This is a genomic window from Streptomyces sp. SAJ15 (assembly GCF_007595705.1).
Lineage (GTDB): Bacteria > Actinomycetota > Actinomycetes > Streptomycetales > Streptomycetaceae > Streptomyces.
In genome coordinates, this window is record NZ_NISY01000005.1 from 187870 (window position 1) to 205408 (window position 17539).

The following is a 17539-nucleotide window of genomic DNA, read 5'->3' on the forward strand; positions in this document are numbered from 1 at the left end:
CGGGGCGGGGCCCGCCGGTGCGGTGGTGCCGCCCGGTCAGGCCCCGGTCAGCTCGTCGATGAGCTTCGCCAGCTGGTCGACGTGCGGGGTGGTGAGCATGGTCAGGTGGTCGCCGGAGGTCTCGTGGACCTCCACCGGGCGGGTGGCGAAGCGGCCCCAGCCGCGCGCCGGGTCGTCGAGGATCCAGGACAGGGCCGGGGGCGGCACGTTGTCGCGGTGCAGTTCGGCGGCGCGGAAGAAGGTCAGCGTGCCCTCGTGCGGCTCGGCCGGCGCGTACAGGCTGCGCTGGTCGGCGATGTAGGCGCGGACGAAGCCGTTCAGCTGGGTGTCGTCGTCGAACTCCGGCGGCAGCACCCGCTGTTCGGCCAGCACCTGGCGCAGCCGGCCCAGCTGCTCGCCCTCCGGCAGCGCGCGCAGCTCCTCCTCGCCGAGCTCCAGCTCCCGCCGGAAGATGCGGGCGAAGACCCGGGCCAGGGTGGCCAGCCAGGCGGCCTGGTCCCAGTCGTCGAAGTGCTCCCGGCGCTCGGGCAGCGGCGCGGCGGTGTCCACCAGGCCGACCAGCCCGACCTCCTTGCCGAGCCGGCGCAGCCGGGCCGCGAGCTCCATGGCGATGTGCCCGCCGAAGGAGTGTCCGACGAAGTGGTACGGCCCTTCGGGCTGGTTCTCCAGCACCAGCGGCAGGTACTGGTCGGCCAGCTCGGGCACCAGGGTGGCGGCGGCGATGTCCTGGGTGAAGGACGGCTGGAGGCCTTGCACCGCCAGCCGCTCCGGCAGCGCGCCGACCAGCTCGTGGAAGTAGACGAGGTTGCCGCCGGCGCCGGGCAGCAGGTACAGCGGGGTCTCGCCGCCGGGTCGCAGCCGGATCAGCGAGCGCCGGCCGGTGTCGCCCTTCTGGTCCAGGGTGCGGGCCATCTCGGCGATGGTGGGCCCCTGGATGAGAGTGGCCAGCGAGAGCCGGCGGCCGAACTGCCGCTCCACCTCGGCCAGCAGCATCACCGCGAGCACCGAGTTGCCGCCCAGGTGGAAGAAGTCGTCCCGCACTCCGAGGGAGCGCGTCCCCAGGACGTCCTCCCAGAGCACCGCGAGCCGCATCTCGGTGAGGCCGCGCGGGGCGATCCACTCGGCCTCGGCGCGGGCGGCGTCGGCGGGGGCCGGCAGCGCCCGGCGGTCCACCTTGCCGTTGGGGGTGTAGGGCAGCTCGGGCAGCTCCCGCAGGGAGGCCGGGAGCATGTACCCGGGGAGCCGCTCGGCGAGGTGGGCGCGGAGCTCCGGCACGGAGAGCCGGGCGCCGGGCCGGGCCACGGCGTAGCCGGCGAGCTGCCGGTCCACGCCGTCGCCGTGCACGGTGGCGGCCGCCTGGGCGACGTCGGGGTGGGAGCGCAGCGCCGCCTCGATCTCGCCGAGTTCGATGCGGTAGCCGCGCACCTTGACCTGGTGGTCGGTGCGACCGATGAACTCCAGGGTGCCGTCGGGGCGGTAGCGCACCAGGTCGCCGGTGTTGTACATGCGGGCGCCGGGCGCGGTCGCGAACGGGTCGGCGGTGAAGCGCTCCTCGGTGAGCTCGGGGCGGCCCAGGTAGCCGCGGGTGACCCCGGCCCCGCCGATGTGGAGTTCGCCGGGGACGCCGACGGGCACCGGGTTGCGGGCCGCGTCCAGGACGTACAGGGCGGTGTTGGCGATGGGCCGGCCGATGAGCGCGGAGCCGTCGGGGTCGACCCGGTGGGTGGTGGACCAGATGGTGGTCTCGGTGGGCCCGTACATGTTGTGGACGCGGGCGTCGGTGAGCCCGACGAGCCGCTCGGCGAGGGCCGCGGGGAGCTCCTCGCCGCCCAGCAGGAGCAGCTCCAGCCGGCCGAGGGCCTCGGGGCCGCCGGGTTCGGCGAGGATCATGGCGGCCTGGGAGGGGGTGCACTGGAGTCGGGTGACGGCGTGCTTCTCGATCAGCGCGGGCACCGACAGCGCGGCCTCGGCGCCGCGCTCCGCGTGCTGTTCGCGCGCCCGGGCCAGCAGCGGCAGCGCGTCGAGGACGGTGTCGTCCTCGAGTCCGAAGTCGATGAGGCAGGCCACCTCGTCGACGCCGGTGTCGGCGATGGCGTCCAGCCGCTCGACGACCCGCTCGGTGGTGCCGAAGAGCGCGGCGGTGTCGTAGAAGCGCTCGAAGGCGTGGTCCAGGAGGGTCTGGAGGTCCTCCTCGGGCAGGGCGCCGAGGTCGTCGCCGAGGCCCATGGTGCGGGCGAGGTTGCCGATGAGGCCCAGCGAGGAGGCGAGGTAGTCGCGGAAGGGGCCGCGCACCCGCTCCCGTACCGCCTCGGGGTCCTCGCCAAGGAAGGTGTGCACCATCAGCGTCACCCGGCCCGGGCCCTGGTGTCCGGCCTCGGCCCGGGCCCGCCGGTAGATCTCGACCTTGGCGGCGAGGTCGGCGAGGTCCTGGCCGAGCAGATGGGTGAGGACGTTGGCGCCGGACTCGCCGGCCGCGCGGAAGGTGTCCGGGCTGCCGGCGGCGGTGACCCACAGCGGCAGCTCGGCCTGGACGGGCCGGGGCAGCGCCCGCACGGCGGTGGGCTTGCCGTAGCCGTTGGGGAGTTCGACCGAGCCGCCCGCCCACAGGGTGCGCAGGGTGTCGATGCCGTCCAGCATGACCTGCTTGCGGTCGGCGTAGTGCTCGGGCGCCAGCACGAAGTCGTCGGCCTGCCAGCCGGAGGCGACGGAGATGCCGGCCCGGCCGCCGGAGAGGTTGTCGACGACGGCCCACTCCTCCACCACGCGCAGCGGGCTGTGCAACGGCAGGACCACGCTGCCCGCGCGGATGGCGACCCGCTCGGTGACGGCGGCGAGGGCCGCGCCCACCACGGACGGGTTGGGGTAGATCCCGCCGAAGGCGTGGAAGTGCCGCTCAGGCGTCCAGACCGCCTCGAAGCCGTTGCGGTCGGCGAACCTGGCGCCCTCCAGCAGCAGCCGGTAGGCGCCGGGGGCGGACTGGCCGGTGGTGTCGGAGGCGCTGGCGAAGTAGAAGAGGCTCAGGTCCGCGACCTTGCCGGGGCGACGCCCGGTGTGCCGCGGCGCGTCCGGCTGGAGCACCACGGTCGAGCCGTGGCTGAGGGTCCACACCAGCTCCAGCACGGAGATGTCGAAGGAGACGGTGGTGACGCCCAGCCAGGTGCCGGCGCTCTCGGCGCCGAACTCCTCGCTCATGGCGGCCAGGAAGTTGACCACGTTGCGGTGCTCGACCATGACGCCCTTGGGGCGGCCGGTGGAGCCGGAGGTGTAGATGACGTACGCCAGGTCCTCGGGCCCGGCGGCGGCCGGCTCCCCGGCGGCCGTGTCGACGGTGGCCGGCTCCCCGGCGGCCGTGTCGACGGTGGCCGCGGCCTGGTCCGGCTCGTCCAGGCAGAGCACCGCGGTGCCCTCCGGCACGGTCAGCCGGGGGCGCAGCGCGGAGACGGTGAGCACCAGCGGCGCCCCGGCGTCCGCCAGGATGTGGTCGTTGCGCTCGGCCGGGGCCGACGGGTCCAGCGGCAGGTACGCGGCCCCGGACTTGAGCACCGCGAGCAGCGCGGTGACCAGCCGGGGGGTGCGCGGCAGACAGAGCCCGACCAGGGTGCCGGGGCGGGCGCCGCGCTCGCGCAGCAGTCCGGCCAGCCGCTCGGCCTCCGCGTCGAGCTCGGCGTAGCTGAGCCCGCCGTCGCCCTGGACGACCGCAGGCCGGTCGGGGGTGGCCGCGGCCTGCCGCTCGACCAGCTCGTGGACGGTGGCGGCCGGGACGTCGAGCGCGGTGTCGTTCCAGTCGGCGACCATGCGGCGCCGCTCCTCGCCGCCGAGCAGCTCCAGCCGGGAGACGGGGGTGTCGGGGGCGGCGAGGGCGCCCTCCAACACGGTGCGCCAGTGGTCGAGGTAGCGGCGTATGGTCGCCGCGTCGTAGAGGTCGGTGGCGTACTCCAGGGTGCCGCGCAGCCCGTCGGGGCCCTCCTCGGCGATGAGGGTGGTGTCGAACTTGGCGGTGCCGGTGTGCGTCTCCTCCAGCCGGCAGCGGAAGCCGGGCAGCTCGAAGGTGTCGGCGGTGGCGTTCTGGAGGATGAACATGTGCTGGAAGAGCGGGCTGTAGCTGAGCGTCCGCTCCGGCCGCACCACCTCCACCAGTTGCTCGAAGGGCAGGTCCTGGTGGTCGAAGGCGGCCAGCGAGGTGGCGCGGACCCGATCCAGCAGCTCGGCGAAGGCGGGGTCGCCGTCGGTGTCGACCCGCAGCACCAGGGTGTTGACGAAGAACCCGATGAGCGGCTCCACCTCGGGCCGCAGTCGGTTCGCGACCGGGGTGCCGACGGCCAGGTCGGTGGCGCCGCTGAGCCGGGAGAGCACCAGCGACCAGGCGGCGAGCAGCACCATGTACGGGGTGCAGCCGTGCGTGGCGGCCAGCTTCCGTACCCCGTCGAGGAGTTCGGCGGGCAGGTGGTACGGCTCGGCGGCGCCGCGGTAGGACTGGACGGCCGGGCGGGGCCGATCGGCGGGCAGGTCGAGCAGCGCGGGCAGCCCGTCCAGCCGCTCCCGCCAGTAGGCGACGTCGTCGGCGAGCGCCTCGGGGGTGAGATGGGTGCGCTGCCAGCCGGCGTAGTCGGTGTAGCCCACGGTGAGCTCGGGCAGTCCGACCGGCTCGACGCCCTGGGCGTAGCCGCCGTAGAGCGCGAAGAGCTCCCGGTAGAGGATGCCCAGCGACCAGGCGTCGGCGCTGATGTGGTGCACGGACAGCAGCAGATGGGCGCGGTCGGGTCCGTCGTGGACCAGGACGGCCCGCAGCAGCGGGGCGGCGCCGAGGTCGAAGGGGAGCCGGGCCTCGGCGGCGGCCAGCTCGGCGACGCTCTCGCCGGCGGCCAGGTGCCGTTCGGGCAGCGGGACCTCGACGTCCGCCAGGACCTCGGCGTACGGCTGCCCCTCGCCGACGCGGACCACGGTGCGCAGCGCCTCGTGGCGGCGGACCAGCTCGGTCAGGGCGCGGCGGAGGGCGGCCACGGCGGGGGCGTCCAGCCGGCCCTCCAGGGTGATCCGGCCGGAGAGCACATAGGCGGCGGCGCCGCTGTCGGGCAGCATCTCGGCCATCACCCACATGCGCTGCTGGCCGTAGGAGAGCGGCGGCGGGCCGGCGGCGCGGTCCAGCGGGGTGACCGGCGGCCGTTCGGCGGCGCGGCCGCCGCGCACCCCCTTGAGCAGGGCGATCAGTTCGTCGCGGCGGGCGCTGACCCTGCCGCGCAGCTCGGCGTCGAGGGCGCCGGGCGGGGCGCTGAAGCGCAGCCGCCCGGCCTCCTCCCAGAGCCGGATGTCGCGGGCCCGCAGCTCCGCGAGGAGTTCGACCGGTGATGTCACAGCTCTCCCTCTTCCCGAACGTCGTCAGCGTCGGCGGTCGCGGTGGACGGGCCGTCGGCGGCCCACAGCAGCGTCTCCAGGCTCTCGGCGACACCGGCCACGGTCGGATGGGCGAAGACGACCTGCGCGGTGACGTCGACGCCGTGTTCCTCGCTGAGCCGCAGCGCGGCGCGGGTCACGGCGAGCGAGTGCCCGCCCAGACGGAAGAAGTCGTCCTCGACGGCGACCTCGCGGACGCCGAGGACCTCGGCGAAGACGGCGGCCACGGACTTCTGCAGCGGGGTGCTCGGCTCGGTGCCGCCGCGCTCGGTGTGCTCCGGCTCCGGCAGCCGCCTGCGCTCCACCTTGCCGGCGACGGTCAGCGGCAGCGCGTCCAGCGGCACGAAGACGGTGGGCACCATGTACTCGGGCAGCCGGTCGGCGCAGTACCGGCGCAGCGCCTCCACCGACGGCGGCTCGCCGTCGGCGGCCACCACCCAGGCGATCAGCGCCTGGGCGGCGCCGGTGCCGCGCGCCTCGACGACGGCCGCCTTGACACCGGGGTGGGTGAGCAGCGCGGCCTCGATCTCGCCCGGTTCGACGCGGAAGCCGCGCACCTTGACCTGGTGGTCGATGCGGCCGAGGTACTCCAGCTCGCCGTCGGCGCGGTAGCGGGCGAGGTCTCCGGTGCGGTACATCCGCTCGCCGGGGTGGAAGGGGTCGGGCACGAAGCGCTCGGCGGTCAGGTCCTCGCGGTGCAGATAGCCGCGGGCCAGGCAGTCGCCGGCCACGCACAGCTCGCCGGCGACGCCGCGCGGCACCGGGGTGCCGTGCGGGTCCAGCAGGTAGATGCGGGCGTTGTCCACGGGGCGTCCGACGGGGGGCAGCGCCTCCCAGTCGGCGGGCGCGGCGGGCAGCGTGTGGGAGGTGATCACGTGCGCTTCGGAGGGCCCGTACTGGTTGTGCAGCGCGGCCCCGGTCCGCTCGAAGAAGGCGCGCAGTTCGGCGGTGGCGTGCAGTTGCTCGCCGGCGGTGAACACCTCGCGCAGCGCGGTGGGCCAGGTCCGGCGGGCGGCGCCGACCTCGGCGAGCTGCTGGAGGGCGACGTAGGGCAGGAAGAGCCGGGTGATGCCCTGCTCGTCCAGGTACGGCAGCAGCCGCAGCGCGTCGCGGCGGGTGTCGGCGTCCACCAGGACGACGGTGCCGCCGGCCGCCCAGGTGCCGAAGGTCTCCATCATGCAGATGTCGAAGTGGAGCGGGCTGAACTGGAGCACCCGGTCGTCCTCGGCGAACGGGAAGGCGCGGGTCTGCCAGGCGAGCAGGTTGGCGAGGGCGCCGTGGCGCATGGCGATGCCCTTGGGGCGGCCGGTGGAGCCGGAGGTGTAGATGACGTAGATCAGGTCGTCCCGGCCGGTGGCCGGGGCCGGTTCGGCGGCGTCCTGCCCGGACCAGTCCAGGGTGTCCAGCCGCAGCAGGGTGGCGTCGGCGGGGACGTCGAGGGGCGCGTCGGCGAGCACCACGGGGCAGCCGGCCTCGGCGAGCATCTCGGCGGTCCGCTCGGCGGGGTGCTGCGGGTCCAGCGGCAGGAACGCGGCGCCGGCCTTGAGGATGGCGAGCATGGCGACGAGCTGTCGGACGGAGCGGTGGGCGTAGAGGCCGACGAGGGCGCCGTGGGTGACGCCGCGGTCGGTGAGCAGTCGGGCCAGCCGGTTGCTCTCGGCCTCCAGTTCGGCGTAGCTCAGCGTCTCCGCGCCGAAGGCGAGCGCGGTCGCCTCCGGGCGCAGCCGGGCCTGTTCGGTGAGGTAGCGGTGGACGGGCCGGTCCAGGTCGATCTCCCGGACCTCGCCGCGCCCGGCCGTCTGGAGCTCCTCACGCTGGTCGGCGGTGAGGAGCGGGAGCCGGTGGACGGGGGTGTCGGGCTGCTCCAGGGCGGCTCGGGTGAGCCGCTGGAAGGCGGCGGCGAGGCGCTCGGCGGTGGACCGGTCGAAGAGGTCCTCGGCGTACTCCAGGGAGCAGTCCAGCGACGCGCCGCGGTCCTCGGCGAACAGCGTCAGGTCGAACTTGGCGGTGCCGTTGTGCACGCCCTCGCGGGTGACCTCCAGCTCCCCGACGCGACCGCCCTGGTAGGGGGTCTCGTAGTAGGTGAGCATGTTCTGGAAGACCGGGGCGTGGCTGAGCGACCGCTGCGGCTGGAGTTCGGCGACGATCCGCTGGAAGGGCACGTCGCGCTGTTCGAAGCCGTCCAGGAAGGTGCGCTGGACCCGGCCGAGCAGCTCGGTGAAGGTGGGGTCGCCGGTGAGGTCGACGCGCAGCGGGAGGGTGCCGACGAAGAAGCCCACCAGGGAGGCCGCCTCGGGGCGTTCGCGGTTGCTGACCGGGGTGCCGACGACGACCTCGTCGGCGCCGGCGTGCCGGGCCAGCACCGCGGCCCAGCAGGCGAGCAGGAGCACATACGGGGTGACCCGGGCCCGGCCGGCGAGGTCGGTGATCCGCGCGGTGTCCTCGGGGCCGAAGGCGAAGTCGACCAGGCCGCCGCGGAAGGACTGGCGGGCGGGGCGGGGGCGGTCGGTGGGCAGCTCCAGCAGCGGCGGCGCGCCGTCCAGCTGCCGCTTCCAGTAGTCCAGCCGGCGGTGTTCGGCGACCGGGGACCGCGTCGCGCGCTGCCACTCGGCGGCGTCGGCGTAGTGCACGGACAGCGGGGGCAGGCTGGCCGGCTCGGCGTCGGCCTCGTAGAGCGCGAACAGCTCCCGGAAGAGCACCGACAGCGAGCCGGCGTCGGCCGCGATGTGGTGCACCGACAGCACCAGGTACGCCTCGTCGGGCGCGGTGGTGACGAGCAGGGCGCGCAGCATGCGGCCCTCGGCAAGGTCGAACGGCTCGCGGGCGGACTCCCGGGCGATCCGGGCCAGTTCGGCGGCCCGCTCCCCCTCCGGCAGCGCGCTGAGGTCGACCTGTCGCACCGGCGGTGCGGCCTCGGCCAGGACGACCTGCTCGGGGCTGCCGTCGGGGCCGGAGCGGTAGGCGGTGCGCAGCGCCTCGTGCCGGTTGGCGACGAGGGTGAGGCAGCGGACCATCAGCTCGGGGCGCAGCGCGCCGGTGAGCCGGACGCCGCCGCTGATGACGTACGTCGGCTGGTGGCCCTCGACCTGGTCCAGCAGCCACAGCGCCTCCTGGCCCGCGGAGAGCGGGAAGGTGCGGCCGTCGCGCGGCAGCGGGGTGATGGGCGCGGCGGCCCGCGCCTCGGCGGTGAGGTGGGCGAGCAGGCCCGGCTTGTGGGCGCGCAGGCGGTCGCGCAGCTCGGGGGTGAGCGCCCCCTTGGCCGCCGAGACGCGCAGCTCCGCGCCGTCGGCGGTGACTCTGATGCGGGCCGCGGCCAAGTCGTCCCACAGAGCCGTCAGTTCGGCCGCCTCGTTCATGGGTCCCCCGTTCACAGCGTGATCTCCTCTCGTTCCCCGTCGTCGGCCGGCTCGTCCAGCACGTCGGCGAGCAGGTCGAGTACGTGCTGGGTGAGCTCCTCGATGCTCGACCCCTCCAGGAAGCGCACCACCGGCACCACGACGCCCAGGTCGGCCTTGACGCGGTTGCGCAGGTCGAGCGACATCAGCGAGTCCAGGCCCAGTTCGGTGATGGGCTGCTGCCGGTCGATCTCCTGGGCGTCACTGCCCAGGACGGCGGCCAGCCGCTCGGTGAGGTACGCGGCGCCGAGCTCCAGGCGCCGCTCGGCGTCCGCCTCCGTGAGCTGCCGCAGCAGCTCGGCGGAGCCGGTGTCCCCCGCCTCGCCGAGGAAGCCGGCGAACTGCCGGGTGCTCCGGGCGGTGGGGAAGGCGGCGAAGACGCCGGGCCAGTCCAGGCGGGCCACGGTGACCTGCTCGGGGTCCTGGCGCAGCACCCGGTCGAAGACCTCCAGCCCCTCGGCGGGGGTCATGCTGCCGACGCCGACGCGGGCGAGCTGGTCCAGGCCGTCCTCGCGCACGGCCATGCCGACCTGGTTCCACGGGCCGTAGCCCAGGGCGACGCCCGCGCGGCCGGCGCCGCGCCGGTGGTGGGCGAGCGCGTCGACGAAGGCGTTGGCGGCCGCGTAGTTGGCCGCTCCGACGCCTACGGGTCCGAACACCGCGGGCAGCGCCGAGACCATGAGGAACATCCGGGCGTCGGCGAAGGTCTGGTGCAGGTTCCAGGAGCCGGCGACCTTGGGGGCCGCGACCTCCCGCAGCCGCTCCAGCTCCAGGCCGCTGAGCATGGCGCCCCGGACGACGCCCGCCAGGTGCACCACCCCGACCACCGGCGGCAGGCCCGCCTCGGCCAGTCGGTCGCGCACCGCCTCCACCTGGGCCGGGTCGGCCACGTCGGCCGTGGCGATGTCCACTCGGGCGCCCAGCGCGGTGAGCTCCTCGACGGCGGCGCGCTGGGCGTCGGTCCTGACGCCGCCGCGCCCGGTCAGGGTCAGGAAGCGGGCGCCCCGCTCCACCATCCGGCGCGCCAGCACCAGGCCGAGGTCGCCGAGGCCGCCGGTGAGCAGATAGGTGCCGGCCGGGTCGAGCCGCGGCAGCGGGTCGGCGGGCGCGGTCAGCGCCTCGGCGCGCACCAGGCGCGGGGCGAGCAGCCGCTCGCCGCGCAGCGCGAGCTGGTCCTCGGTGTGCTCCCCGCGCTCGGCGGTGAGCAGGGCGGCCAGCCTCGGCACGGCCGGGTCGGCTGACGGGTCGGCGGACGGGTCGAGGTCGACCAGGCCGCCCCACAGCTCGGGGTGTTCGACGGCCAGCACCCGACCCAGGCCCCACACCGGGGACTGGAGCACGCCGGAGGCGGTGACCGGCGTGTCGCCCGCGGGCTGCGCGCCCCGGGTGATCAGCCAGATCCGCCCGCCGCGGGTGGGGTCGTCCAGCTCCAGGGCGCCGCGGACCAGCGCCAGGGCGGCCTCGCTGCCGCCCCGCTGGGCCGTGACGACCTCGTCGGTGGTGGCGTCGGGCAGCTCCGGGACGTCCAGCGGCCAGAGCAGGGCCACGCCGTCGAGCGGCCCGTCCGCGACGGCCCGGTAGAGCGCGCGGCGTATCCGGGCCGTGTCGGGCGCCTCGTCGGCGTGCACCACCTCGACCCGGTGGCCCGCGCCGGCCAGCTCCGCGGCCAGCGCCTCGCCGGTGCCGGTGGCGTCGGCGAGGACCAGCCAGCGGCCGGCGGCCGCCTCCGCGGGGGCCGGCGGGCCGGGGACCTCGGTCCAGTCGGTGCGGTAGCAGAGCTCGACGCCCACGTCGGTGGGCTCCTCGGCCGACTCCACCCGGCGCATCCGCAGCCCCTCGGCGCGGGCGACCAGCCCGTCGTCGTCGTACAGCCGCACATCGGCGACGAGTTCGCCCTCGGGCTCCGCCTCGGGGGTGCGCACCACATGGGAGTGGACGGTGCCACGGGGGCGCCGGTAGGGCTCCAGCGAGCGCACCCCGATCGGCAGGGCGAGCACCGCTCCCCCGGTCAGCGCCTCCGGGGCGAGCGCGCCCAGCAGCAGGAACGCGTTGTCCAGCAGGGCGGGGTGGAACTCGTAGGCGTCGTCCTCGGGCCCGGTGGGCAGCCGCAGCCGGCCGAGCACCTCGCCCTCGCCGACCCACATCCGCTCCAGGCAGCGCATCCGCGGCCCGTATCCGGCGCCCGCCGTCTCGACCCGGTCGAAGAACTCGCCGGCGTCCACCTCGGCGAGGCCGCGGGCCTTGACGGCCTCCATGTCGGGGTCCCAGACCGGTCCTCGGGCCGCCGCCTCCCGGGGGTCCGGCGCGGGCACCGGGAGCGCGACCGGGGACGGGCCCTCGCGGCGCGCCGTGGCGGCGCCCTGGACCTCCGGGTCCCCCTCGGCGAGGGTGCGCAGCCGGTCCAGGTGCGGCAGGCCCGCCAGCACCTCATCGGCGGGCGGTCCGAAGTCCAGCAGGCAGGCCAGCTCGTCCACGCCGATCTCGGCGAGCCGGCGGACCAGCGGCAGGCAGGACTCGGGCGAGCCGATCAGCGACCGGGAGGAGGCGAACCGGTCGTAGAGGAAGCCGGTGAACTGGGTGAGCTCCTCGTCCGGCAGCGCGGTGATGTCGATGTCGTCACCGCGGCCGCGGCTCTTGGCCAGCCCCTTGAGCAGGCCCAGGTTTCCCTTGAGGTAGCGCACGTAGGGGTCGCGGGCGAGCTGGGTGACGGCCTCGGCGTCGGTGCCCACGAAGGTGTGGAGCATGACGGTGACCCGGCCGTCCTGCGGCGGGAACCCGGCGTCGGCGCGCGCCTTGCGGTAGCGGGCGATGTTGTCGGCGAGCCCGTCGACGCCCTGGTCGAGCAGGTGGGTGAGGAGGTGGGCGCCGACCCGACCCGCCTTGGCGAAGCTGGCGGGCGAGCTGGCGGCCGTCAGCCACAGCGGCAGCTCCGGCTGCACCGGGCGCGGATGGGTACGGACCCGGATGGGCTTGCCGGTGCCGCTGGTGGCCGGGGTCGGCTCGCCGCGCCACAGGGCGCGGAGCACCGGCAGCGCCTCGTCCAGGTGCTCGTTGCGGCCGGCGTAGCGGTCGGGGAAGAAGGCGAAGTCGTCCGGGTTCCAGCCGGCGGCCAGCGAGATCCCGGCGCGGCCGCCGGAGAGGTTGTCGACGACCGCCCACTCCTCGGCGACCCGCAGCGGGTCGTGCAGCGGCAGCACCACGCTGCCGGCCCGCAGCCCGATCCGGCTGGTCTCCCGCGCCAGGGCGGCGTGCAGCAGGGCCGGGTTCGGATAGAGCGAGCCCAGCGGGGTGAAGTGCCGCTCCGGGACCCAGATGTTGAGGAAGTCGTGCTCGTCGCCGAAGCGGGCGCTTCGGACGAGCAGCTCGTAACGGTCCTCCCCGTTCAGCGCGTTCTCGTCGCTGGCGAAGAACATCAGGCTGAATTTCATGATGTGCGCTCCCCGTTGCTCGCCTCGGTGCGTGCGCCGCCGTCGGACACCGCGGACTCCGGTGCCGCGGTGCGGACCAGCCGGGCGGTGGCGTGCCGGGTCCACCCGGAGGTGTCGGCCGTGCCGCGGCTGTGGACGCTGAAGGCCAGCGGCTGGCCCGGCCGGCCGTGCAGCCCGACCTGGACGACGCGCGCGCCGTCCGGCGGGACGCTCAGGACGCTGTGGTACGCCACGTCCTGGAGGGTGTACGTGCTCTCCGGGTCCAGCTCGCGGGCGGCGGCCAGCGCCATCTCGATGTAGCTGGTGCCGGGGGCGACGACCCGCCCCTGGATGCGGTGGTCGTCCAACACCGCCACCTGGTCCCGGGCCAGGGCGCGCTGCCACACGTGCCGGCCGGGATCGCCGGCGATCCCCGGCAGCCGGCGGCCCAGCAGCGGATGGCGGCCGGCGGCCGCCCCGTCCCAGGCGCCCGCCCCGTCCGTGGCGGCGGCTGCGGCGGGCGCGCCCAGCTCGTCGGGCAGCCAGAACCGGCGCCGCTGGAAGGGGTAGGAGGGCAGCTGGACGCGGCGACCGCCGCGCCCGGCGCGGGCCGCCGACCAGTCGACGGACACGCCGGCGGCCCATGCGGCGCCCAGCGCCTGGGCCAGGGCGCGGCCCTCGGCGCGGCCGGCGCGCAGCGAGGAGACCCACAGCGCCTCGCCCGCGTCCTCGCCCGTGGCCTTGGTGCCCTTGGTGCCCTTGGTGATCCGCCGGGCCAGCGGGGCCAGCACCGCGTCGGGGCCGATCTCGACGCCGAGCGCGCAGCCCTCGGCGGCGAGGGCGGCGATGCCGTCGGCGTAGCGCACGGCGTGCCGCATCTGGTCCACCCAGTAGTCGGCGGTGGCCATCCGCGGGCCGGCCGGCGCGCCGGTGAGCGAGGAGATCAGCGCCAGCCGCGGCGGACGCAGCGTCACCTGCTGCACGGCCCGGCGGAACTCCTCCAGCACCGGGTCGAGCAGCGGCGAGTGGAAGGCGTGCGAGGTGCGCATCTCCTTCGACGTCCGGCCCTGCTCCCGCAGGCTCTCGGCCACCGCGGCGACCGCCTCGGCCGCGCCGGAGAGCACCACCTCCTCGGGGCCGTTGACGGCGGCCAGCGCCACCCGGTCGGCGTACGGGGCGAGCGCCTCCAGCGCCTCCCGCTCGCCGGCCCGCACCGCCCGCATGGCGCCGCCGGCCGGCAGGCCCTGCATCAGTCGGGCGCGGGTGCCCAGCAGGGTCAGCGCGTCGTCGAGCTCGAAGACCCCGGCCAGGCAGGCCGCGACGTACTCGCCGACGCTGTGGCCGAGGAGATGGGTCGGCTCGACGCCCAGCGAGCGCCACAGCGCGGCCAGGGCGTACTCCACGGCGAAGATGGCGGGCTGGGCGTACTCGGTCCGGGCCAGCGCCTCGGCGTCTCCGATCACCTCGTGCAGATCGAAACCGAAGCGCTTGTCCAGGACGCGGGCGCACTCGTCGAACGCCTCGCGGTACACGGTCCAGTCGCGGTAGAGCTCGGTGCCCATGCCGGCCCGGTGTGAGCCCTGCCCGGTGAAGAGGAAGGCCAGGGCGGGGGCGCGGCGCGGGGCCCGGCCGCGGGCCACGGCGGCCGAGTGCCGGCCGCTCTCGGCGAAGCGCGCCAGGGCCTCGCCCGCCTCCTCGGCGGTGGCCGCGGCCACGGCCAGCCGGTGCGGCCACAGGGCGCGGCCGGTGGCGGCGGTGTGCGCGATGTCGCCGAGCGGTTCGGCGGTGTCGGCCAGCAGTTCGGCGTAGCGGGCGGCGAGCTCGCGCAGCGCCTGGGGGCCGCGGGCCGACAGGGTCAGCACCTCGTCGGCGGGGCCGTCCGCGGCACCCTCGGTCGCGTCGCCGCCGAGGGCGCCGGACGAGCCCGGCGGGGCCGCGGCGGGCGCCTCGGACAGCACCACATGGGCGTTGGTCCCGCCGAAGCCGAAGGCGCTGACGCCGGCGGTGCGCCGCCCGGCGGGCCACTCGCGCGGTTCGACCGGGATCTCCAGCGGTGTGTCGAGGTCGGCGATGTGCGGGTTGAGCCGGGTCAGGTGCAGATGCGGCGGGATGGTGCGGTGCTGGAGCGCCAGCACCACCTTGATGAGGCCGGCGATGCCCGCCGCGGACTCCAGGTGTCCGACGTTGGTCTTGACCGAGCCCAGGTAGCAGGGCCCGGCGGTCTCGCTCCGGCCCGGCCCCCGGGTGAGCACCTCGGTCAGCGACTCGTACTCGACGGGGTCGCCCAGCGCGGTGCCGGTGCCGTGCGCCTCGATGTAGCCGAGCTCGTCCTGGGACACCCCCGCCGCGCCCCAGGCCGCCCGGATGACGTCCTGCTGTGCCTGCCCGTGCGGGGCGGTCAGCCCGTTGGACCGCCCGTCCTGGTTGACGGCGGAGCCGCGGATGACGGCCAGCACCCGGTCGCCGTCGGCCCGCGCGCGGGACAGCGGCTTCAGCACCACCACGCCGCAGCCCTCGGACCGCACGTATCCGTCGGCGCGCTCGTCGAACGCCTTGCAGCGGCCGTCCGCGGCCATCATCCGGGCCCGCGAGAAGACGGCGGTGTAGTCGGGGCTGAGGATGAGGTTCACCCCGCCGGCCAGCGCCAGGGTGGCCTCGCCGCGGCGCAGCGCCTCGCACGCCTGGTGCACGGCGACCAGTGAGGAGGAGCAGGCGGTGTCCACGGCCATGCTGGGGCCGCGCAGGTCGAGCAGGTAGGAGAGCCGGTTGGCCGCGATGCTCAGGGCGTTGCCGGTGCCGTAGTGGGCGTCGAGCGCCTCCTTCGCGCCGGCGGTCAGCCGCGTGTAGTCGTTGTTGCTGATGCCGACGTAGACGCCGGTGGCGCTGCCGGCCAGCGCGTCGGGGACGAGCGCGGCGTTCTCCAGCGCCTCCCAGGCGACCTCCAGCAGCAGCCGCTGCTGCGGGTCGATGGCGGCGGCCTCGCTGGGGGCGATGCCGAAGAACTCCGGGTCGAAGTCGGCGACCCGGGACAGGAAGCCGCCCCAGCGGGTGCTGGTGGTGCCGGGTCGACCCAGCCGCGGGTCGTAGAGCGCGTCGGCGTCCCAGCGCTCCGCGGGCACCTCGCCGATGGCGTCGGTGCCCTCCAGCAGCAGCTTCCAGAAGTCGTCGGTGTCCTCGGCGCCGGGCAGCCGGCAGGCCATGCCGACGACGGCGATCGGCTCGTCGCGGTCGGGGGCGCCGGGGCCCGCCGGCTCCGCCATGGGGGCGTCGTCGCCGGCGAGGTGGCGGGCGATCTCCTCGGCCGTGGGGTGCTGGTAGAGCAGGGCGGCGGGGAGCCGGCGGCCGAGCGCGCGCTGGAGGGCGCCGGAGATGGCGATCGCGGAGGCCGAGTCGACGCCGTAGGCGCTGAAGCTCGCGCGGGGATCGAGCTGCTCCGGGGCCAGCCCCAGGTGGTCGGCGACGGTCTCGGTCACCAGCCGTACCAGGTCGTCATGGCCGGCCTCGCCCGTCTGGGCGGACGAGGTCGCGGGGCCGGCCGGGGTCGGCGCGGTCCAGGTCGCGACCGTGGCCAGGGTGCCGTCGAGGTAGCCGCGTTTGGCGGCTCGGCGGGCGATCTTCCCGCTGGAGGTCTTGGGCACGGCCCGGGTGCGCAGCAGGACCAACGCGTGCAGCGGCACGTCGTGTTCGGCGGCGACCGCCGCGGCCACGGCGGCGCCCAGCCGCGCGGCGTCCGCCTCGTCGACCTCGTCGCCGCGCACCTCCTGGACGACGACGACGCGCTCCTCACCGGTGGAGCCGTCCGCGCCCGCCTCGGGTGCCAGGGCGAAGGCCGCGGTGCAGCCGGGCCGGAAGAGGGGGTCGACGCCCTCGACGGTGCGCTCGATGTCCTGCGGGTAGAGGTTGCGCCCGCGGACGATGATCATGTCCTTGATGCGTCCGGTGATGCAGAGCCGGCCGTCGGCGGAGCGGAAGCCCTTGTCGCCGGTGGCCACCCAGGTGGCGGCGGCGTCCGCGGGCTCGTCGGCCCGCCGGTTGCCGAAGGTCTCGGCGGTCTCCTCGGGCCGCTGCCAGTAGCCGTGTCCGGCGCTGGGCCCGCTCAGCCAGACCTCGCCGACCTGCCCGTCCGGCACGGCGCGCCGGGTCCGCGGGTCGACGACGGCCAGCCGCTGGTCGAGGTGGGCGCGGCCGACGCCGACCACCGCGCGGGAGCCGGGCGTGCCGGGGGCGACCTCGACGATCCGGTCCTGCTCCAGGGCGGCGCCGTCCAGGTGGTAGACGGTGGCGCCGTCGCCGGGGCGGTCGGCGGAGACGAAGACGGAGTTCTCGGCGAGGCCGTAGCCGGGGTACCAGGCGGTGTCGCGGAAGCCGTGCTCGGCGTAGGCGCGGGCGAAGCGCTCCAGCGTGTCGGCGCGGATCGGCTCGGCGCCGTTGAGCGCCACCTGCCAGTGGCTCAGGTCGAGCCCGGCCCGGTCCTCGGGGCGGGTGCGGCGCACGCACAGCTCGTAGGCGAAGTTGGGCGCGCAGCTCAGGGTGCCCTGGTGGTCGGAGAGCGCCCGCAGCCAGCGGATCGGCTCCAGCAGGAACGCCTCCGGCGGCATGTAGACCAGCTCGGCGTGCCAGAACAGGGCCTGGAGCAGGTTGGCGATCAGCCCCATGTCGTGGAAGAGCGGCAGCCAGGAGACGAAGACCGGGCGCTCGCTGTGGCCCATCGCCTCGGCCATCATCGCGCAGTTGTGCAGCAGGTTGGCGTGGCTGAGCATCACGCCCTTGGGGTTGCCGGTGGAGCCGGAGGTGTACTGGAGGAAGGCCAGTTCGTCCGGTTCGACGGTCGGTTCGCGCCAGTCCTCGGCGGCGGAGAGCGGCACCCGGTCGGTGGCCACCCAGCGCGCCTGCGCGTGGTAGGTGCCGGCCAGTTGGTCGTGCAGCCAGCCGGGGGCGGCGACGATCGACGCGCCCGAGTCCTCGGCGACCGCGTTGAGTCGCGCGGCGTGCTTGTCGGAGCGCGGCGGATAGGCGGGGACGGCGACCATGCCCGCGTACAGGCAGCCGAAGAACGCGGCCACGAACTCGGGCCCCGACGGGTAGAGCATCAGCACCCGCTCGCCCGGGGCGTTCCGGCGGCGCAGCTCGGCGGCGATGGCGCGGGCGCGCAGATCGAGGTCGGCGTAGGTGAGTCGTTCCGTGACGGCCTCGCCGTCGGCCAGATAGGTGAACGCCGGCCGCCGCCCGTCTTCCGTGCTCCGCAGCCGAAGGAGCTCCACCAGGTTCCCGGCCGAGGGGGCCGGCCGCGCTATTGAGGGATAACTGCTCACGTCTTCCTCTTTCGGACAGGCTCAGGACACATGC

4 protein-coding genes are annotated in these 17539 nt (G+C 75.5%); all 4 read right to left on the reverse strand.

Features of this window, described 5'->3' with window-relative positions; translation table 11 throughout:
* Nucleotides 1-36: 36 nt before the first annotated feature.
* From CD790_RS16150 to CD790_RS16165, 4 genes are read right to left on the reverse strand one after another with little or no spacing between them, the layout of a single operon-like run.
* Nucleotides 37-5352, reverse strand: coding sequence for a MupA/Atu3671 family FMN-dependent luciferase-like monooxygenase (locus CD790_RS16150; RefSeq protein WP_144383924.1), 5316 nt, complete (start codon nt 5350-5352; stop codon nt 37-39).
* Nucleotides 5349-8762, reverse strand: a complete 3414-nt coding sequence (locus CD790_RS16155; RefSeq protein ID WP_144383925.1) for a non-ribosomal peptide synthetase — start codon at nt 8760-8762, stop codon at nt 5349-5351. The genes CD790_RS16150 and CD790_RS16155 overlap by 4 nt, the downstream gene beginning before the upstream one ends.
* A complete protein-coding gene (locus CD790_RS16160) occupies nt 8759-12214 on the reverse strand; it encodes a bifunctional LLM class flavin-dependent oxidoreductase/SDR family oxidoreductase (RefSeq protein WP_144383926.1) in 3456 nt (1151 codons plus the stop codon). The genes CD790_RS16155 and CD790_RS16160 overlap by 4 nt, the downstream gene beginning before the upstream one ends.
* Nucleotides 12211-17505, reverse strand: a complete 5295-nt coding sequence (locus CD790_RS16165; RefSeq protein ID WP_144383927.1) for a type I polyketide synthase — start codon at nt 17503-17505, stop codon at nt 12211-12213. Before CD790_RS16165 ends, CD790_RS16160 begins: the two co-directional genes overlap by 4 nt.
* Between the last annotated feature and the right edge of the window lie 34 nt (nt 17506-17539).